Source organism: Streptomyces sp. NBC_00873, from assembly GCF_045207415.1.
GTDB lineage: Bacteria > Actinomycetota > Actinomycetes > Streptomycetales > Streptomycetaceae > Streptomyces.
Genome location: NZ_CP108803.1, coordinates 6172874 through 6191946 on the forward strand (window position 1 = coordinate 6172874; position 19073 = coordinate 6191946).

Genomic DNA, 19073 nt, shown 5'->3' on the forward strand with positions numbered 1-19073 from the left:
ACGTTGCAAAACCCCGCCCGGCGGACAGCCCCCTCTCCGCCCCCACCTCAGTGACGAGCATCACGCCGTCGCGTGATCGCTCACCGGCCTTTGTGTGAACCCCACCAAGCCGTCAAGCGCCGCTTTGTGGGCGGCTGATGGTGATCGAGCGTTGCCCCGTGGGCTAACGTCAGCCCCAGTCTGTCCCCACCTGCCCTACCACCGCGGAGTCCCGATGAGCACTGCTGCCGCCGCCCCCGTCCGTACCGGAGCGGTCCTCGCCGACCTGCTGCCCGCAGCCCGGCACCGCTATGCCGTCGACACGGCCCTGGTCGTCGGCGGCGCCGCGCTCACCGGCATCGCCGCCCAGATCGCCGTCCCGGTCCCCGGCTCCCCGGTCCCCGTCACCGGCCAGACCTTCGCCGCGCTCCTCGTCGGCACCGCCCTCGGCGCCCGCCGCGGCTTCCTCTCCCTGGCCGTGTACGCGCTCGTCGGCATGGCGGGCATGCCGTGGTTCGCGGGCGGAAGCTCCGGCGCGGGCGGTGCCTCGTTCGGTTACGTCCTCGGCATGCTGCTCGCCGCCACCGTGGTCGGGGGCCTCGCCCGCCGCGGCGGCGACCGCTCGGTGCTGCGCACGGCGGGCACGATGGCGCTCGGCTCCGCGATCATCTACGCGGTCGGTGTCCCGTACCTGGCGCTCTCCACGGGGATGTCGGCGAGCGCCGCGATCGCGGCCGGCCTGGTGCCGTTCCTGCTGGGTGACGCGCTGAAGGCGGCCCTGGCGATGGGCGCGCTGCCCGCCGCCTGGAAGCTCGTCGGCCGCCGCGGCTGACCGGGCTACTCGCCCTCGTAAACCGTTCCGAAGAGGCTCGCCGGGTCGTACTGCGACACCACACCGGCGAGCCTCTTCCGCGTCCGCTCGTCGTGGAATCCCTCGGCACGGTACCCGCCGCCGAACGAGAAGTTCAGCGAGCGCCCCACGGCCGGCGGCTCCGGCACGGAGGACACCTGTGCGTACGGGGCCCGTACCGCCGCCACACCGGTCCCGTCGAGCGGCGAGAGCAGCCGCAGCAGGAAGGCGGCGTCGCGGTACGGCACGGCAGTGGGCACCGCGGGCTCCGCGGCCGGCGCCCCGCCCAGATGGTTGATCTGCACCACGGTCATCATCGGCGCCTTCGGCCCGGTCAGCTCCAGGGCCCGCAGCGCACGCTCCGCGTCCAGCCCGCTCAGCATCGCGCTGTCGCCGTAATAGGCGTGCGGGAACGGCGGGTCGCCCGGTGGCCTGGACGGCGACAGGAAGTCCGCGGGCGGCGGCGTACACGACGGCGGCCCGGACCTCGTCGGCATCGGTGGCGCCGACGAGGTCCGGGCCGGAGCGTGAAACCGGTCTGGAAGCCGGCCAGTTCCTCCGTGTATCCGAGGTCGCCGGGGCGGAAGGTGAACTGGGCAGGCAACTGGTCGTTCATGGGGAGGCTCTCCGTTTGCCCGGTGACATCTGGCAGGAGAGAGCCTCCCCGGTATACCTGACATCGGCCGTCAGGTACGGACGGGCTCGGTCAGGCTTCGGCGGACGCGTCCGCCGTGACCGCTCCGCTCCTGCGCTGCCGGACCTCACGTACCAGCGCGATCGCCACCACGACCGCCGCGACGAGCAGCGAGAGCAGCACCTGCTCACGGCCGCTGTCGTCGGTCAGCATGTAGACCAGCACGAACGAGATCATCGCGATGGTCGCCCAGGTCAGATACGGGAAGAGCCACATCCGTACGACCAGCTTCTCCGGCGACTCGCGCAGGATGATGCCCCGCATGCGCAGCTGGGTGAAGCAGATGACCAGCCAGACGAACAGGGCGACCGCACCGGACGAGTTCAGCAGGAACTGGAACACGGTGTCCGGCCACTGGTAGTTGAAGAACACGGCGACGAAGCCGAAGACGACGGAGGACAGGATGGCCGCCTGCGGCACGCCCCGCTTGTTCGTCCGGGCGAACGCCTTCGGTGCGTCACCGCGGCCGCCGAGCGAGAACGCCATCCGCGAGGCCGTGTAGAGGCCGGAGTTGAGGCAGGACAGCACGGCCGTCAGCACGATGACGTCCATCACCTGGCCGGCGTGCGGGATGCCGATCGAGTTCAGTGCGGCGACATAGCTGCCGTCCTTGAGGATCGACGCGTCGTTCCACGGCAGCAGCGTCAGCACGATGAAGATCGAGCCCAGGTAGAAGACGGCGATCCGCCAGATCACGCTGTTGGTGGCCTTCTGGACGGCGCGCTGCGGGTTCTCCGACTCGCCGGCCGCCAGCGTCACGATCTCGCTGCCCATGAAGGAGAAGACGACCATCAGCACACCGGTGAGGATGGCGCCCGGCCCCTTGGGGAAGAACCCGCCGGTGTCCGTGAGATGCGCGAGCCCCGAGCCGGGGTTGTCCGAACCGGGCAGCAGCCCGAAGACGGCGAGCAGCCCGACGACGACGAACGCGCCGATCGCCACGACCTTGATCCCGGCGAACCAGAACTCGAACTCTCCGTACGAACCGACCGAGACCAGGTTCGTCGCGGTGAGCACCACCATCACGATCAGCGCCCACGCCCACTGCGGGACGCCCGGCACCCAGCCCTCCAGGATCTTGGCACCCGCCGTGGCTTCGACGGCGAGCACCACGACCCAGAAGAACCAGTACAGCCAGCCGATCGAGAAGCCGGCCCAGCGGCCGAGGGCCTGGTCGGCGTAGGCGGAGAAGGAGCCCGAGCTCGGTCGGGCCGCGGCCATCTCGCCGAGCATCCGCATCACGAAGACGACCATGAGGCCGACCAGCGCGTACGACAGCAGGATGGCGGGTCCCGCGGCGGCGATACCTGCGCCGGAGCCCACGAAGAGGCCGGCGCCGATCACCCCGCCGATGGCGATCATCGAGAGGTGACGATTCTTGAGACCGGCCTGGAGCCCGTCGGAGGAGCTCGGCTTGTCCGCCCGGTCCGGCTCGCCGGGCTGGTGGCCCGGCCCTGCCAGAGTCGTCTGGGTCATGGATCGAATCCTTATGTCTTGGATCACTCAGTTCCGTGGCTGTGCCGCTACACGGTGGTGTCGCGGCGGAGTCTCAGCATTGAAGCCTGTGGAACCCCGGAAGCGGAACCCCCTCTTCCAGATTGGTGACCGGATCGTGGAGTGGGATTTCCCACACACCCCGCACAAGGGCTCCGCAGCTCCGGCCGGACCGGAGGGTCCCGACCCCGATGACGGCTACCCGGCGCCGCGCGTGCCACACTCGGAACATGCGCGTGTACCTCGGCTCAGACCATGCCGGCTTCGAACTCAAGAACCACCTCGTCGAGTGGCTCACGGCCCAAGGCCACGAAGCCGTCGACTGTGGCCCCCACATCTACGACGCCCAGGACGACTACCCGCCGTTCTGCCTCCGCGCAGCCGAGAAGACGGCCGCGGACGCGGGCAGCCTCGGCATCGTGATCGGCGGCTCCGGCAACGGTGAGCAGATCGCCGCCAACAAGGTGAAGGGCGTACGCGCCGCACTCGCCTGGAGCGAGCAGACCGCCGCGCTCGGCCGCGAGCACAACAACGCCAACGTGGTGGCCATCGGTGGCCGGATGCACTCGGTGGAGGAGTCGACGAAGTTCGTCGAGATCTTCCTCGCCACGCCGTACTCCGGTGAGGAGCGTCACACCCGTCGCATTGAGATGCTGACGGCGTACGAGACGACGGGCGAGCTTCCCCCGATCCCCGCCCACCACCCGCAGCAGGGCTGACCGCCCCACACCCCCCGTGCCGCCGGCCCGCCCGGCGGCACAGCCATTTCCCCACCCGACCGAGGAGAGCCACCGCCGTGCCCGAGGGACACACGATCCACCGCCTGGCCGCGGACCATCGCGACCGGTTCGTGGGCGGGCCGGTGCGGGTGAGCAGCCCGCAGGGCAGGTTCTCGGACAGCGCGGCGCTCCTCGACGGCCGTGCGTTCACCGGCGTCGACGCGCACGGCAAGCACCTGTTCCTCGGTTTCGAGGACTTCGGCTGGGTACACATCCACCTGGGACTGTTCGGCAAGCTCCACTTCGGTACGGCACCGGTACCGCCGCCCACCGAAACGGTCCGCCTGCGCCTGGCCAACGACGAACACCACGCGGATCTGCGCGGTCCGACCACCTGCGCCCTGATCACGGAACCCGAGAAGCGCGCGATACACGACCGGCTGGGCCCGGACCCGCTACGGACCGACGAGGACGGCGAACGCGCCTGGCAGCGGATCTCGCGCAGCCGCATCACCGTCGCAGCCCTGCTGATGGACCAGAAGGTCATCGCGGGCGTCGGCAACGTCTACCGCGCCGAGGTCCTCTTCCGCCACGGCATCGACCCGTACCGGCCGGGCAAGGACCTCACCCGTGCGGAGTGGGACGCGATGTGGGACGACCTGGTGATGCTGATGCGCGAGGGTGTGCGGAACAACCGCATCGACACGGTCCGCCCCGAGCACCTTCCCGAGGCGATGGGCCGCGCGCCGCGGGTGGACGACCACGGAGGCGAGGTGTACGTGTACCGCCGGACGCACCAGCCGTGCCACATCTGCGGCACGGAGGTCCGCACGGCGGACCTGGCAGCCCGCAACCTCTTCTGGTGCCCCGCCTGCCAGCCGTACTAGGGTCTTGCGTTTGGATCAGGCCTGATCCAAACGCAAGACCCTGGCCCACCCCCTTCGTCCTCGGGCGCGGGACGGGCTCGGCATGCGGTCAGCCCCCAGCCCGTCCGGCGATTGAGGACCGAGCGTCTGCCGGGCGCCCCCGGCTCCCTCGCCGTCCCGGGCCCGGGCGGCCCATTTCAGCCCGTCCCGCGTCCGAGGACGAAGCGGCCGCGCCGGACGCGCCCGGCAGCACACGCCGCTAGAACCCCCGGGGCAGCCACGGCTCCACCGCCGAGGAGAACGCCAGCGAGGCCTCGTCGACCGCCCCCGCCCGCAACTCCCGTACCCGGCCCGCCCGCGCCAGCGAGACCACCGATGTGCCGCCCAAGTACGCCGCCCCCAACTCCCGCACCGAAAGCGCCAGATCCGCGGGGTCGTCCGTCCGCTTGCACGACGCTCCCCCCTTCGCATCGGCCGTCAGCCGCCAACGCCCCTCGTTCCAGGGGCAGAACGCGTCCGTCACCTCGAACACCACGTTCACCGGTGCCCGGTACGCCCGCGCCTCCAGCGCCGCGCCCAGCTCCACCAGCCGAACGTACAGCGCATCGCGCACTTTGATGTTGCACCGCCGCACGTCCGAGACGAGATGCAGGAGGGCATCGTCGACCGGCCGGTTCCGTGCCTCGACCGTCGACGTCAGGTCGATCCCGAAGAGGAACCGCCAGAGCGCCCCGTACGCCGCCGGGTCGAGGGCCGACACATCGTCCGCCACGATCCGGCCCTTGGGGACCCCCGCGTCCCAGTCCGGCTTGTTGCGGAAGGCCGCGTACCCGACCACCCCACCGTCCCGTTCCGCCAGCACGCACTGCAGCGGCGACGCCCCCTGCCGTGTGCTCTCCGGGTCGAGCGTCGCCTTCCGCTCCCAGCCGGGACCGCACGCCGGTGCGCCCGGCCGCCCTGCCACCAGCTGCTCGTACACGCCCTCGATCGTGGTGACCGCCTCGTCCGGCTTCGCGTACCGCAGGCGGATCCCGTCCGTGCCGTCCGGCACCGTCAGCCGTACCCGGTCCGTGTCGATCTCCAGCGACATCTGCTTCGTGGCCGCCCCGTACCCGAACCGGCCGTAGATCGCGGGCTCCGAAGCCCCCAGCACAGCGAGTGGTTCACCCAGGGCCCGCACGTCGTCGAGCTGGCGCCGCATCATCGAGGTCAGCAGTCCGCGCCTGCGGTGCGTGGCCGCGACGCTCACCATCGTCACCCCTGCCGCAGGCACCAGAGCCCCGCCCGGTACGGCCAGCCGGAAGCTGAAGGCACCCGCCGTACCGACCACGTCCGAGCCGTCCCAGATGCCGATCGACCGCTCGTGCTCGGTCAGCGCGTTCCAGAGTTCGCGTTCCTCCGGGGACTCGGCGACTCCGCCGAAGGCGAGTTCCAGACTCGCGAACCATTCGTTCCATTCGGACGGACGCAGCACCCGCAACTCTGTAGTCATATGCCATGCCTACCAGGGGTACGGCAGACGGGCGACCCGTTTTCGAACGCATTGTCACAGGGGTCCCCCTGCACCGGAGGCGCCCGGGTGGATAAGGTCCCCGCAATGGCCCGTCGCGCAAGAGCAGACTCGTACCCGGCCCGATTGCGGAAATCGGCGCACCGGGCACGCATCGCGCTGCGCAAATCCGGGGTCGACTACTTCCGTGGCGACGGCTCCGACTGGATCGCTCTGGCCGGACTGCTGCTCACCATCCCGGCGATCACCTGCGGGACGCTGCTGAACGCGGTGTGGTGCGCCCCGGCCGCGCTCGTGCTGCCGATCGTGGCGGGCGGTCTGCTGCTGCGGCCGGCCAGTCTGCTGGGGCTGTACGCGACCGCTGCCGCGGCCCTGATCGTGGAGTCCGTCGCGCTCGGCCCGTACGGACAGGGGTCGGCCCGGGTCACCCCGGGCACCGTCCTGGTTGTCGCGGCCTGCGGCTTCTTCGGTCTGATCCTCGCCCAGTTCCGGGCCAGGGTCGGAGTCCCCTGGCGACGCGGCGGCACCATGCTCTTCGACCTGCGCGAACGCATCCGGGTGCAGAGCGCCCTGCCACGCCTGCCGCAGGGCTGGCACCGGGAGATGGCGCTGCGCCCCGCGGGTGGCCAGTCGTTCTCCGGCGACTTCGTCGTCGCGGCCCGCACCAACGGCGGCCGCACCTTGGAGGTCGTCCTCACCGATGTGTCCGGCAAGGGCATGGATGCGGGCTCCCGCGCCCTGCTGCTGTCCGGTGCCTTCGGCGGTCTCCTCGGCTCACTGCCGCCGCACGGCTTCCTGCCCGCGGCCAACGGCTATCTGCTCCGCCAGGACTGGGACGAGGGCTTCGCCACCTCGATCCACCTGGTGCTGGACCTGGAATCGGGTGACTACGAGCTCCTCTCCGCGGGCCACCCGCCCGCCGTGCAGCTGCACGCGGGAAGCGGCCACTGGGAGGAGATGACCGCGGAGGGCCCGCTGCTCGGGGTGTACGACGGGGCGCAGTTCGACGCGGTGAAGGGCTCGCTGGCCCCCGGTGACGTCCTGATGCTGTTCACGGACGGCCTGGTGGAGGCGTCCGACCGGGACATCGCGGACGGTATCGACCGGCTGACCGGAGAGGCGGACCGCTATGTCGTCAGCGGCTTCGAGGGCGCGGCCTGGCATCTGATCGAGGCGTGCGCGAAGGACGTCAACGACGACCGGGCACTGCTGCTCCTGTCCCGCCGCCCCTGAACCGTACGTAACCGCCCTGAACCGGGCTTCCGTCAAGGGAAGTCGGCCCGCCACCCGAACGTGGGGCAACGCCCGCTCTCCGGGTGCGGGACGCGGCGGCCCGCACCCGGAGAGCGCCTGACCCGCTCAGGACCCCGGCAGGACCCCGGCAGGACCCGGGCCGGCCAGTGCGACCGCCGGTAGCACCCTGGTGCTCGTCGCCGCGACCGTCGGGCTCGGCCTCGCCGCCACAACGGTCCCGGCCCGTGCGGACCTGCGCGGAACGGCCGCCCGTCCGTAGAGTCGGGCCATGACCACGCCGCGCAGGAACCTGAACCTGGCCGAAGTCGAGGCAATCGCCCGCATGGCCCACCGTTCACAGACGGACAAGGCGGGACGTCCCTACGGCGAACACCTCCACGCCGTCGCGGAGGGCGTACGGATCAGGGGCGGCAGCGACGAACAGATCGCCGCGGCCTGGCTGCACGACGCCGTCGAGGACGACGCGCTGTCGGAAGAATGGCTGGCCGACGCCGCGTTGCCTCAGCAGGTCAAGGACATGGTCCTCGCCGTCACCAAACGGGACGGCGAGGACCTCGCCTCGTACACCCGGCGCATCCTCGCCACCCCGGGCGCCCTGCTGATCAAGGAGTCCGACCTCGCGCACAACGCCGATCCGGACCGCCTCGCGGTACTGGACCCGGCGACGCATACCCGGCTGACCGCGAAATATGCGCAGGTACGCGCGCTGCTCGGGCTCACCACCGGCGAACCGCCCGCCGACCGGCCGGATCCGGCCAACACCGCGGGCGGCTGATCCACTCAGAGCCTGGCGGCGTCCCGCCGGAAGGCCCAGTGCATGTCCGGTTCGGTCGCGAAACGCAGCACCCGCCGTACGGGTGGCGTACACATCAGCGTCACCGCGGCGGCCGCGGCCAGGGAGACGAGGACCAGGCCACCCGGCTCGGAGAGCCACGGGTACCGGTCGAACACCCCGGCATAGCCGACGCCCTTGATCAGGAACCCGTGCAGCAGATAGCCGCAGATCGTTCCGGCGCCCAGCACCGTGAACCACATGTGCCGGCGTGGCACCCAGGCCAGGAACCCGGCGGTGAGCAGCAGCGCACAGCCGAACATCGCGAGCGTCATCACCGCACCCGACCACCACGGAGCGCCCATCTCCGGCGCGCTGTTGCTGCGGTAGAACCAGCCCAACTGCATCCGCGGCGCCGCCCAGTACGCGAACACGATGGCCCCCGCGAACAGCGGAAGCGCCAGCAGTCGCACCTCGCGTCGGCGCACCAACTGGAAGTGTTCGGGCTTCAGTTGGAGACCGAGCACGAAGTACGGCAGGAACTGCAGGACTCGCTGGAGATCGAGGTCGTCGCCGATCGTGGGGGAGAACGAGGCGAGTACGGCGATGACGAGCGCGACGGGCAGCGGATGGCGCAGCGCCTGCCACAGGGGCGTGGTGATCCGCCAGATGAACAGCGCGCACAGGAACCAGGTGAGATACCAGGGGTCGAGCAGGCTGATCGGATGGTCCGGCGAGTTGTCCGCGTACCGCTTGAAGAGCGAGTACGCCGTCTCGAACACCACATACGGCACGGCGACGCCGGTGACCAGGCGTTTTACCTTCTTGACGCTCAGGTCGAACGAGCGGGAGAAATAGCCGGAGACGATGATGAACGCCGGCATGTGAAAGGTGTACGCAACCATGTACAGCGCACGGGTGGTCCGGCTCCCGTCCATCACGGGTTCCCATGAGTGCGCCACGGCGACCAGCACGATCGCCAGGTATTTGACGTTGTCGAAGTAGGCGTCGCGCCGCTTCGCGGGCTCGGCCGCAGGAGGCTTGTTCGCCACCGGCGCGGGGGCTGTCGCGGTGGTGGTCCTGCCACCGTCCGGTCTGGGCTCCGACTCCCGGGTCGCCGGGGAGATCGGGTCCCTCTGAAATACGTTCGGAGCGTGGAACATCTAAAGCACCTTAGGCGTCTCGAATGCAATTCGTAAAACGGCCATCGGATATCGCGTGTTCCCGCCCATTCGAAAGTGAAACCACCGAAAAATGCCCGCTATGACCTGATTGATCCGCCTTAAACGGTGCATATTGCCAGGCAGTTGGAGGGAGTGAATTTCATCGCATCAAGTTCGACGAAATACATGTGAATGATGTGTGTGGATATGGAAACCATCACAGTCGCACGCCATTTGATCCGGGCCCCGAACGGCCCCTGCGCTGCCCCGGGACGGTTCCGGCGGAGCGCCGGCAGGCGTGCCGGAAGGGTGGTGCGCGCCTCGCGCACGCGGGGCGTGAGGATGGCGTGATCCGGACAGTGCGATGCGTCACCTGGCAGCAACCACGGGGGAGTTGGTGGCACGATGGGCGTAACGGAGGAGTGCCGGGATGCGCGCCTCCGGGCCGGCAAGGCGGACCGACCAAGGGTGTGATCAGTCGTGGCCATTTCACTGTCTGTGGTGCTGATGTTGGCGATCATCCTGGTGGTCCTGATCCGCAGCGGCTCCATCAAGGCCGGACCCGCGGTCGTCGCGGTGCTCTTCGGCTTCTTCCTGGCATCGACCGGCATGGCGCCGTCGATCAACAGGTTCATGAACTCGATAGCGGAGACGATCAGCAACATCTCCTTCTGACGCACCGTCGGCCGGCCCGTGGGGCGGGTCACCGAACGCATCAGGGCCAGGTCGGAGGATGTCCTCCGGCCTGGCCCTGAGTGGCATGGAGCGGGCGACGGGAATCGAACCCGCGTAGCTAGTTTGGAAGACTAGGGCTCTACCATTGAGCTACGCCCGCAAGCACCGCACCGCAGGTCACGAGGACCGCGGCACGAAGAGCATCGTAGCGGGTCGCGGCCGGTCTGCGCACACATGGTTGCGGCACGGGGTGACGCGTTCCGCGCCGCCCCCGAAAGGCGTCCCGTGCACCGCCTGTCGGCATGTACCCTACGTGTCGCACCAACGGGGTGTGGCGCAGCTTGGTAGCGCGTCCGCTTTGGGAGCGGAAGGTCGTCGGTTCGAATCCGGCCACCCCGACCACCAGCAAGATCGCATTGTGGGAGTCATCCCCCTTGCCGTTACTATGCAAAATGCGTGCCCGCGTGTCTGATGTACCGGGCTCGATCCGCGGAGCCGCTGTCCGGTGGCCGAGCAGAACCCCAAGAAGTCAGCCACCAAGGAGACCGAACCGTGAAGAGCGCCGTGGAGACCCTGAACCCGACTCGGGTTCGGCTCAGCATCGAGGTGCCCTTCGAGGAGCTCAAGGACAGCCTCGACGCGGCGTACAAGAAGATCAACCAGCAGGTCACGGTGAAGGGCTTCCGTAAGGGCAAGATCCCCAACCGGGTCATCGACCAGCGGTTCGGCCGTGGTGCTGTGCTGGAGGAGGCCGTCAACGACGCCCTCCCGAAGTTCTACACCGAGGCTGTCAACGAGGGTGAGCTCAACGTCCTGGGCCAGCCCGAGGTCGACATCACCGAGCTGAAGGACGGCGAGCTGCTGGCCTTCACCGCCGAGGTCGACGTGCGCCCCGCGATCGAGATCCCGGACTACTCCGGCATCGAGGTCACCGTGGACGCCCTCGAGGTCACCGACGAAGAGGTCGAGAAGGCCGTGGAGCAGCTCCGCGAGCGCTTCGCCTCCACCAACCCGGTCGAGCGCGCCGCCGCCGAGGGCGACGTCGTCACGATCGACCTGCAGGCCAAGGTCGACGGCGAGGTCCTGGAGGACGGCGTGGCCGAGGGTGTCTCGTACACCATCGGCTCCGGCGAGCTCCTCGACGGCATCGACGCTGCTGTCACGGGCCTGGAGGCGGGTGGCGAGGCCACCTTCACCTCCGAGCTGAAGGGCGGCTCGGCCGAGGGCAAGGAGGCCGAGGTCACCGTCAAGGTCACCGCGGTCGCCGCCCGTGAGCTCCCGGAGCTGGACGACGAGTTCGCCCAGATGGCGAGCGAGTTCGACACGCTCGACGAGCTCAAGGCGGACAGCCGTACGCGCCTGGAGAACACCAAGCAGTACGACCAGGCCACCCAGGCCCAGGAGCGCGTCCTCGAGGAGCTGCTGAAGCTCGCCGAGGTCCCGATCCCCGAGAAGCTGCTCGCGGACGAGGTCCAGACCCGCAAGCACAACCTGGAGCACCACCAGCTCGGCCAGATGGGTCTGACCCTGGAGAAGTACCTGGAGATCCAGGGCAAGACGGTCGAGGAGTTCGATGCCGAGACCTCCGAGCAGGCCATCAAGGGCATCAAGACCCAGTTCATCCTTGACGAGCTCGTCAACAAGGAGAAGCTGAACGTCAACCAGGAGGAGCTCACCGAGCACCTCATGCGGCGCGCAGCTTCCTCCGGCATGAGCCCCGACCAGTTCGCCCAGGCCGTCGTCGAGGGCGGCCAGGTGCCGATGCTCGTCGGCGAGGTCGCCCGCGGCAAGGCGCTCGCTGTGGTCGTCGAGGCCGCCAAGGTCGTCGACACCAACGGTGAGGTCGTCGAGCTGGAGGACGAGGAGGAGCTCGAGGAGGCCATCGAGACGGTCGAGGCCGCCGAGGGCACCACCGAGGACGCTGCCGAGGAGAAGAACGAGGCCTGAGCCTCGCGCTGAACCCGTGCGACGGGCTCCGGACGCTGAGCGTCCGGAGCCCGTCGTCGTCTCGCCGCAGAGTCCCGCGCAGCCGGCCCCGAGCTCCCCGCCCGGTGCCGCGGAACCCTTGTGCGCACTGCCCAGCTTGCGCTCCCAGCGAACAGTTGCGGAAGCGGGATGGCGTTGTCCTACCTGCGCGTTAGGGTCCATGAATAGGAAGGGCAGGGGAGTCCCGCCCGCCCGGTACGAAGACGCTGAGACGGCCGGAGCCGTCAGAGACGAGCAGGTGGATACGTGACGAATCTGATGCCTTACGTCGCCGGAGAGCCGTCCCTCGGTGGTGGCCTCGGCGACCAGGTCTACAGTCGACTGCTCGGCGAGCGCATCATCTTCCTCGGTCAGCAGGTCGACGATGACATCGCCAACAAGATCACGGCGCAGCTGCTTCTCCTTGCCGCGGAGCCGGACAAGGACATCTACCTCTACATCAACAGCCCCGGCGGCTCGGTGACGGCCGGCATGGCGGTCTACGACACCATGCAGTACATCCCGAACGACGTGGTCACCATCGGTATGGGCATGGCGGCCTCGATGGGTCAGTTCCTGCTGACCGGTGGCACCGCGGGCAAGCGCTTCGCGCTCCCGAACACCGACATCCTCATGCACCAGGGTTCGGCCGGCATTGGCGGTACCGCCTCGGACATCAAGATCCAGGCGCAGTACCTGCTCCGCACGAAGCAGCGGATGGCGGAGATCACCGCCCGCCACTCCGGCCAGACCGTGGAGACGATCATTCGCGACGGTGACCGCGACCGCTGGTACACCGCGGAGGAGGCCAAGGAGTACGGCCTCATCGACGAGATCATCACGATCGCCTCGGGCGTTCCGGGCGGCGGCGGCACCGGGGCCTGAGCCCTGCCCGCCCAGCCCGCAGCCCCAGCCCCCAGAACGCCACCAGGATGGTGAACACCCACATGAACAACTTCCCCGGCGCCTCCGCGAGCGGTCTCTACACCGGCCCGCAGGTGGACAACCGCTATATCGTGCCGCGCTTCGTGGAGCGCACCTCGCAGGGTGTGCGTGAGTACGACCCGTACGCGAAGCTCTTCGAGGAGCGCGTGATCTTCCTCGGCGTGCAGATCGACGACGCCTCCGCCAACGACGTCATGGCGCAGCTGCTGTGCCTGGAGTCGATGGACCCGGACCGCGACATCTCGATCTACATCAACAGCCCCGGCGGCTCGTTCACGGCGCTCACCGCGATCTACGACACGATGCAGTTCGTGAAGCCGGACATCCAGACGGTCTGCATGGGCCAGGCGGCCTCCGCCGCCGCGGTCCTGCTCGCCGCCGGTACGCCCGGCAAGCGCATGGCACTCCCCAACGCCCGTGTGCTGATCCACCAGCCGTCCTCGCAGACCGGCCGCGAGCAGCTCTCCGACCTGGAGATCGCGGCCAACGAGATCCTGCGGATGCGCACCCAGCTGGAGGAGATGCTGGCCAAGCACTCCACCACGCCGCTGGAGAAGATCCGCGACGACATCGAGCGCGACAAGATCCTGACCGCCGAGGACGCCCTCGCCTACGGTCTCGTCGACCAGATCGTCTCCACCCGCAAGAGTGCGGCCGGAGCGATGGCCTGACGTCGGCCTTTGCCCCTTGGTGCGGTGGTTTCACACGGTTGTGACCGTGTGAACCGTGCCAAGGGGGGCCCGAACGGGGGGCCAGGCAAGGTACCGTCGGATAGAGGCACCAGGAGCTGCTGCACCAAGCTGCTCCCAGGCGAAGGGGAAGCACCTCGTGGCACGCATCGGTGATGGCGGCGACCTGCTCAAGTGCTCGTTCTGCGGAAAGAGCCAGAAGCAGGTGAAGAAGCTCATTGCGGGACCCGGTGTGTACATCTGCGACGAGTGCATCGATCTCTGCAACGAGATCATCGAGGAGGAGCTCGCGGAGACCTCCGAGGTGCGGTGGGAGGAACTCCCCAAGCCGCGCGAGATCTACGAGTTCCTCGAGGGGTACGTCGTCGGGCAGGAGCCCGCGAAGAAGGCCCTCTCGGTCGCTGTGTACAACCACTACAAGCGGGTCCAGGCGGGCGAGAACGGCGGCGCGCAGGGCCGCGACGACGCCATCGAGCTGGCCAAGTCCAACATCCTGCTGCTGGGCCCCACGGGCTCCGGCAAGACGCTCCTCGCGCAGACGCTGGCCCGCATGCTCAACGTTCCGTTCGCCATCGCCGACGCGACGGCGCTGACGGAGGCCGGCTATGTCGGCGAGGACGTCGAGAACATTCTGCTGAAGCTGATCCAGGCCGCGGACTACGACGTCAAGAAGGCCGAGACCGGGATCATCTACATCGACGAGATCGACAAGGTCGCCCGCAAGAGCGAGAACCCGTCGATCACCCGCGATGTCTCCGGCGAGGGCGTCCAGCAGGCGCTGCTGAAGATCCTGGAGGGCACCACCGCCTCCGTGCCGCCGCAGGGCGGCCGGAAGCACCCGCACCAGGAGTTCATCCAGATCGACACGACGAACGTGCTGTTCATCGTGGGCGGTGCGTTCGCCGGTCTGGAGCGGATCATCGAATCGCGGGCGGGTGCCAAGGGCATCGGCTTCGGCGCGACGATCCGTTCCAAGCGCGAGATCGAGGCGAGCGACCAGTTCCAGGAGGTCATGCCGGAGGACCTGGTGAAGTTCGGGATGATCCCCGAGTTCATCGGCCGCCTCCCCGTGCTGACTTCGGTCCACAACCTGGACCGCGAGGCGCTGCTGCAGATCCTCGTCGAGCCGCGCAACGCGCTGGTGAAGCAGTATCAGCGCCTCTTCGAACTCGACGGTGTGGAGCTGGACTTCGACCGTCCGGCGCTGGAGGCCATCGCCGACCAGGCGATTCTGCGCGGCACCGGCGCGCGCGGTCTGCGGGCCATCATGGAAGAGGTCCTCCAGTCCGTGATGTACGAGGTGCCGTCCCGCAAGGACGTGGCCCGCGTCGTCATCACAGCGGACGTGGTCCGCAACAACGTCAACCCGACGCTGGTCCCGCGCGAGCCGCGGACGATCGGCAAGAACGACGGCGGCCGCCACGAGAAGTCCGCGTAGCGGTAGCGATAGGTACGAGAAGGGGCGCCCGGCCAGGTGACTGGCCGGGCGCCCCTTTTCCGCGTCGCCGCGTGATCAGATCTTGGTGCGGGATGTGTTGTAGAGCTTGGCGGTCAGGGCGGCCGCGTCGTCCTGGGACATGCCCTTGCCCGCCATGGAGAGCGCCACGTCGACGCCCGTGACGACGCCGACCGTGCTGTAGTCGGCCCAGACGCAGATGGGGATCTCGAACTCCTTGGGGCCCTTTGCGGCGGTACCGTCTCCGTCCTTGTTGATCACCTTCATGTTCTGGCACTTCATCAGCGCGCCGTCGAACCCTGCCGGTGTGACGGCGTTGGCGCTGCCGACGAGCTTGACGTCCATGCCGTCGTCGCCCTTCTTGAAGTCCGACTCCGCGTTGTTGAAGGAGTTGTCGATGACCTTCGCCGGGTCGGTGACATCGCCCCAGATACCCGAAAGCGTCACGGACTTGGTGGCGAGCGGATTGTCCTTGGAGCCGGCCTGGTACGCCGCGCCCGCCTGCTGGGGGTTCTTGATCCCCAGAGCTTCGGTCTTGGCCTTGTCGGCGCCGGTCATCGGTCCCGACTGCGCCGGAGCACTGGGGCTCTTCTTGTAGCCGTCCAGCGTGGCGGCCGGCGTCAGCTTGTAGCCCTTGGTGCTGTCCGCGACGTCGCTGTTGCTGGCGCCGCCCGACGTCAGGAAGTACGCCCCGCCCGCGATGACCGCCAGCGCCACGACTGCGCCGCCGATGATCAGGCCGGTCTTCTTCTTCGGCTGGGCCGGGGGCATAGGCATCTGGCCGCCGTACGGCGCCTGGCCGTAAGGGGCCTGGGGCTGCTGGCCGTACGGGCCCGGCTGCTGGGCCTGCGGGTAGCCGTAGCCCGGCTGGGGCTGCTGCGGAACACCCTGGGGGGCCTGCTGCGGGTACCCGTAACCCGGCTGGCCGCCCTGCGGCGGCTGGCCGCCGTACGGGCCCGGCTGCTGGCCGTACGGTCCGGGCTGACCCTGCGGCGGCTGGCTGCCGTACGGTCCGGGCTGGCCCTGCGGCGGCTGGCCACCGTACGGTCCGGGCTGGCCCTGCGGAGGCTGCCCGCCGTACGGGCCCGGCTGGTTGTAGCTCATCTGCGGTGTCCCCTGTTCGTCATGCTTATGCGTTCCGAACATCCTGACGGAAGGTCCACCCGCATGGAGCAACGGGAGTCACACCGTTACTCGACAAACCGGTTTCAGTGCACGACTGTGACGGCCCTAAACTGTCCCCCGTGACCGAGAACACTCAGCAGACGCCAGCCAGCAACCCCGAACTGCCGACCCAGTACGCACCGGCCGAGGTAGAGGGGAAGCTGTATGAGCGCTGGGTAGAACGTGGTTACTTCGAAGCCGACGAGCACAGCGAGAAGCCGCCGTACTCCATCGTCATCCCGCCGCCGAACGTCACGGGCAGCCTGCACCTGGGGCATGCCTTCGAGCACACGCTGATCGACGCCCTTGTCCGGCGCAAGCGCATGCAGGGCTTCGAGGCGCTGTACCAGCCCGGAATGGACCACGCGGGCATCGCCACCCAGAACGTCGTCGAGCGCGAGCTCGGCAAGGAGGGCAAGTCCCGCCACGACCTGGGCCGTGAGGCCTTCGTCGAGCGCGTCTGGCAGTGGAAGAACGAGTCCGGCGGCCAGATCTCCGGGCAGATGCGCCGCCTCGGCGAGGGCGTCGCCTGGTCCCGTGAGCGCTTCACCATGGACGAGGGTCTCTCCACCGCCGTCCAGACCGTCTTCAAGAAGATGTACGACGACGGGCTGATCTACCGCGCCGAACGCATCATCAACTGGTGCCCCCGGTGTCTGACCGCGATCTCCGACATCGAGGTCGAGTACCAGGACGACGACGGCGAGCTCGTCTCCATGAAGTACGGCGACGGTGACGCGACCGTCGTCGTCGCCACCACCCGCGCCGAGACGATGCTCGGTGACACCGCCGTCGCCGTCCACCCCGACGACGAGCGCTACAAGCACCTCGTCGGCACGCACATCAAGCTGCCGCTCACCGACCGTACGATCCCCGTCGTCGCCGACCACCACGTCGACCCGGAGTTCGGCACGGGCGCCGTCAAGGTGACGCCCGCGCACGACCCGAACGACTTCGAGATCGGCAAGCGCCACGACCTGCCGTTCCTCACGGTCATGGACGAGCGCGCCGTCATCACGGTCCCCGGCCCCTTCGAGGGACTCGACCGCCTGGAGGCCAGGTCCGCCATCGTCGGCGCGCTGCGCGCCGAGGGCCGGATCGTCGCCGAGAAGCGTCCGTACCTCCACTCCGTCGGCCACTGCTCGCGCTGCAAGACCACCATCGAGCCGCGCCTGTCCCTCCAGTGGTGGGTCAAGGTCGCCCCGCTCGCCAAGGCGGCCGGTGACGCCGTCCGCGACGGCAAGGTCAAGATCCACCCGCAGGAGATGGAGAAGCGGTACTTCGACTGGGTCGACAACCTCCACGACTGGACGATCTCGCGCCAGCTCTGGTGGGGTCACCGCATCCCCGTCTGGTACGGCCCGAACGGCGAGGTCGTCTGCGTCGGACCGGACGACGAGGCCCCCACGGGCGAGGGCTGGAAGCAGGACAGCGACGTCCTGGACACCTGGTTCTCCTCCGGCCTCTGGCCGTTCTCCACGCTCGGCTGGCCGGAACAGACCGACAGCCTCGCGAAGTTCTACCCGAACTCCGTCCTCGTCACCGGCTACGACATCCTCTTCTTCTGGGTCGCCCGGATGATGATGTTCGGCCTGTATGTCAACGACGGTGTCCCGCCCTTCGAGACCATCGTTCTGCACGGCATGGTCCGTGACGAGTTCGGCAAGAAGATGTCGAAGTCGTTCGGCAACGTCGTCAACCCGCTGGACTGGATGGACAAGTACGGCTCGGACGCCCTGCGGTTCACCCTGGCGCGCGGTGCCAACCCGGGCACCGACGTCCCGATCGGCGAGGACTGGGTCCAGGGTTCGCGCAACTTCGCCAACAAGATCTGGAACGCCACGCGCTTCGCGCTGATGAACGGCGCCACGATCGAGGGCGAGCTGCCCAACCCGTCGCAGATGTCCGCGACGGACCGCTGGATCCTGTCGAAGCTCAACAAGACCGTCGCCGAAGTCGACGCGTTCTACGACGACTTCCAGTTCTCCAAGCTCAGCGAGGCGCTCTTCCACTTCGCGTGGGACGAGGTCTTCGACTGGTACGTCGAGCTGTCGAAGACCACGTTCTTCGCGGGCGGCGAGCAGGCGAAGGTCTCCGGCCGGGTCCTCGGCGAGGTCCTCGACGTGATGCTGCGGCTCCTGCACCCGGTCGTCCCGTTCGTCACCGAGACGCTCTGGACCACGCTGACCGGCCGCGAGTCCGTCGTCATCGCCGACTGGCCGAAGGACTCCGGCTTCCGCGACGCGGCCGCCGAGCAGGAGATCGAGCTCGTCCAGCAGGTCGTCACCGAGGTCCGCCGGTTCCGCTCCGACCAGGGTCTCCAGCCCGGCCAGAAGGTCCCGGCCGAGCTCACCCTGACCGGCACGGCACTCGCCCCGCACGAGGCGGCCATCCGCCAACTGCTGCGCCTGCAGCCCGCCGGTGACGGCTTCCACGCCACCGCGTCGCTGCCGGTCGCGGGCGCCACCGTCGCCCTCGACCTGTCCGGCACCATCGACGTGGAGGCCGAGCGCAAGCGCCTGACGAAGGACCTGGGCGCCGCCGAGAAGGAGAAGGCCCAGGCCAGCGCCAAGCTCGGCAACGAGGCGTTCCTGGCCAAGGCGCCGGACAACGTGGTCGACAAGATCCGTACCCGGCTCGCCAAGGCCGACGCGGACATCGCGCGGATCACCGCTCAGCTGGCGAACCTGCCGCAGAGCTGATGATCTGAGCGCGAAGCCCCCGTGTCCCTGACCGACCAGGGATACGGGGGCTTCGCCGTACCCGTTCCGGCGCCCGCGCCGCGGCCGGACCCGTAGCAGCGGCTCGTACAGCTCGTACGGCGTGTGCGGTGCAGGGCAGTCGTCCGCCCGGACTCCGGGGCGCACACCGCTCGGGC

Annotated in this window: 15 protein-coding genes, 2 tRNA genes and 1 pseudogene; 12 read left to right on the forward strand and 6 right to left on the reverse strand. The window is 68.8% G+C overall.

The genetic code is table 11. The features are described 5' to 3' along the window. Positions 1–214 precede the first annotated feature (214 nt). Complete coding sequence (locus OH809_RS28460; RefSeq protein WP_406419425.1) at positions 215–811, forward strand: biotin transporter BioY; 597 nt, start codon at positions 215–217, stop codon at positions 809–811. Between the two features lie 5 nt (positions 812–816). Here OH809_RS28460 and OH809_RS28465 read toward each other — a convergent pair. Together OH809_RS28465 and OH809_RS28470 are read right to left on the reverse strand one after the other, a co-directional pair. Continuing rightward, positions 817–1251: pseudogene (locus OH809_RS28465) on the reverse strand (FAD-binding protein); the annotation flags it as partial. A 284-nt stretch (positions 1252–1535) separates the two neighbouring features. Next, on the reverse strand, positions 1536–2999 hold the full coding sequence (locus OH809_RS28470) for an amino acid permease (RefSeq protein ID WP_406419423.1): 1464 nt from the start codon (positions 2997–2999) through the stop codon (positions 1536–1538). Positions 3000–3247: 248 nt separating this feature from the next. Between OH809_RS28470 and OH809_RS28475 the strand changes: the two genes are divergently transcribed. Then, the gene (locus OH809_RS28475; RefSeq protein WP_406419421.1) at positions 3248–3736 is read left to right on the forward strand and encodes a ribose-5-phosphate isomerase; all 489 of its coding nucleotides are present in this window, start codon (positions 3248–3250) and stop codon (positions 3734–3736) included. A gap of 77 nt (positions 3737–3813) precedes the next feature. Beyond that, positions 3814–4623 (forward strand): Fpg/Nei family DNA glycosylase, encoded by an 810-nt coding sequence (locus OH809_RS28480; protein WP_406515816.1) that lies wholly within the window; start codon positions 3814–3816, stop codon positions 4621–4623. 238 nt (positions 4624–4861) lie between these two features. Here OH809_RS28480 and OH809_RS28485 read toward each other — a convergent pair whose 3' ends face one another. Continuing rightward, positions 4862–6094 (reverse strand): GNAT family N-acetyltransferase, encoded by a 1233-nt coding sequence (locus OH809_RS28485; RefSeq protein ID WP_406419417.1) that lies wholly within the window; start codon positions 6092–6094, stop codon positions 4862–4864. Positions 6095–6199: 105 nt separating this feature from the next. On the opposite strand from OH809_RS28485, the gene OH809_RS28490 reads away from it, so the two are divergent. Together OH809_RS28490 and OH809_RS28495 are read left to right on the forward strand one after the other, a co-directional pair. Continuing rightward, positions 6200–7345, forward strand: a complete 1146-nt coding sequence (locus OH809_RS28490) for a PP2C family protein-serine/threonine phosphatase (protein WP_406419415.1) — start codon at positions 6200–6202, stop codon at positions 7343–7345. A 289-nt stretch (positions 7346–7634) separates the two neighbouring features. Further along, positions 7635–8141, forward strand: coding sequence for an HD domain-containing protein (locus OH809_RS28495; RefSeq protein ID WP_406419413.1), 507 nt, complete (start codon positions 7635–7637; stop codon positions 8139–8141). A gap of 5 nt (positions 8142–8146) precedes the next feature. On the opposite strand, the gene OH809_RS28500 is transcribed toward OH809_RS28495, so the two are convergent. Further along, a complete protein-coding gene (locus OH809_RS28500; protein WP_406419411.1) occupies positions 8147–9301 on the reverse strand; it encodes an acyltransferase family protein in 1155 nt (384 codons plus the stop codon). 480 nt (positions 9302–9781) lie between these two features. Between OH809_RS28500 and OH809_RS28505 the strand changes: the two genes are divergently transcribed. Continuing rightward, positions 9782–9976, forward strand: a complete 195-nt coding sequence (locus OH809_RS28505) for a hypothetical protein (RefSeq protein ID WP_037698756.1) — start codon at positions 9782–9784, stop codon at positions 9974–9976. A gap of 86 nt (positions 9977–10062) precedes the next feature. Here the strand turns inward: OH809_RS28505 and OH809_RS28510 are convergent. Further along, positions 10063–10136 (reverse strand) — tRNA-Gly (locus OH809_RS28510). Positions 10137–10301: 165 nt separating this feature from the next. On the opposite strand from OH809_RS28510, the gene OH809_RS28515 reads away from it, so the two are divergent. The 5 genes from OH809_RS28515 (at position 10302) to clpX (ending at position 15013) form a co-directional block, all read left to right on the forward strand. Continuing rightward, positions 10302–10378: transfer RNA gene (locus OH809_RS28515), tRNA-Pro, on the forward strand. A gap of 150 nt (positions 10379–10528) precedes the next feature. Further along, a complete protein-coding gene (gene tig / locus OH809_RS28520; RefSeq protein ID WP_406419409.1) occupies positions 10529–11923 on the forward strand; it encodes a trigger factor in 1395 nt (464 codons plus the stop codon). Between the two features lie 297 nt (positions 11924–12220). Next, complete coding sequence (locus tag OH809_RS28525) at positions 12221–12826, forward strand: ATP-dependent Clp protease proteolytic subunit (RefSeq protein ID WP_051956806.1); 606 nt, start codon at positions 12221–12223, stop codon at positions 12824–12826. Positions 12827–12873: 47 nt separating this feature from the next. Then, positions 12874–13557 carry an ATP-dependent Clp protease proteolytic subunit gene (locus OH809_RS28530; protein WP_030921266.1) on the forward strand — a complete coding sequence of 228 codons (684 nt, stop codon included), beginning with the start codon at positions 12874–12876 and terminating at the stop codon, positions 13555–13557. A gap of 157 nt (positions 13558–13714) precedes the next feature. Beyond that, on the forward strand, positions 13715–15013 hold the full coding sequence (clpX, locus tag OH809_RS28535) for an ATP-dependent Clp protease ATP-binding subunit ClpX (protein WP_030921263.1): 1299 nt from the start codon (positions 13715–13717) through the stop codon (positions 15011–15013). A 75-nt stretch (positions 15014–15088) separates the two neighbouring features. On the opposite strand, the gene OH809_RS28540 is transcribed toward clpX, so the two are convergent. Then, on the reverse strand, positions 15089–16135 hold the full coding sequence (locus OH809_RS28540; RefSeq protein ID WP_406419407.1) for a hypothetical protein: 1047 nt from the start codon (positions 16133–16135) through the stop codon (positions 15089–15091). A gap of 140 nt (positions 16136–16275) precedes the next feature. Here OH809_RS28540 and OH809_RS28545 point away from each other — a divergent pair, with 140 nt between their 5' ends. Further along, a complete protein-coding gene (locus OH809_RS28545; protein ID WP_406419405.1) occupies positions 16276–18897 on the forward strand; it encodes a valine--tRNA ligase in 2622 nt (873 codons plus the stop codon). The last annotated feature ends 176 nt before the right edge of the window (positions 18898–19073 follow it).

Excerpts from the sequence above, each read along its gene's own strand:
- OH809_RS28460 (WP_406419425.1), top strand. The coding sequence starts at position 215 with ATGAGCACTGCTGCCGCCGCCCCCGTCCGTACCGGAGCGGTCCTCGCC.
- OH809_RS28470 (WP_406419423.1), bottom strand. The coding sequence starts at position 2,999 with ATGACCCAGACGACTCTGGCAGGGCCGGGCCACCAGCCCGGCGAGCCG.
- OH809_RS28475 (WP_406419421.1), top strand. The coding sequence starts at position 3,248 with ATGCGCGTGTACCTCGGCTCAGACCATGCCGGCTTCGAACTCAAGAAC.
- OH809_RS28485 (WP_406419417.1), bottom strand. The coding sequence starts at position 6,094 with ATGACTACAGAGTTGCGGGTGCTGCGTCCGTCCGAATGGAACGAATGG.
- OH809_RS28490 (WP_406419415.1), top strand. The coding sequence starts at position 6,200 with ATGGCCCGTCGCGCAAGAGCAGACTCGTACCCGGCCCGATTGCGGAAA.
- OH809_RS28495 (WP_406419413.1), top strand. The coding sequence starts at position 7,635 with ATGACCACGCCGCGCAGGAACCTGAACCTGGCCGAAGTCGAGGCAATC.
- OH809_RS28500 (WP_406419411.1), bottom strand. The coding sequence starts at position 9,301 with ATGTTCCACGCTCCGAACGTATTTCAGAGGGACCCGATCTCCCCGGCG.
- OH809_RS28525 (WP_051956806.1), top strand. The coding sequence starts at position 12,221 with ATGCCTTACGTCGCCGGAGAGCCGTCCCTCGGTGGTGGCCTCGGCGAC.
- OH809_RS28530 (WP_030921266.1), top strand. The coding sequence starts at position 12,874 with ATGGTGAACACCCACATGAACAACTTCCCCGGCGCCTCCGCGAGCGGT.
- OH809_RS28540 (WP_406419407.1), bottom strand. The coding sequence starts at position 16,135 with ATGAGCTACAACCAGCCGGGCCCGTACGGCGGGCAGCCTCCGCAGGGC.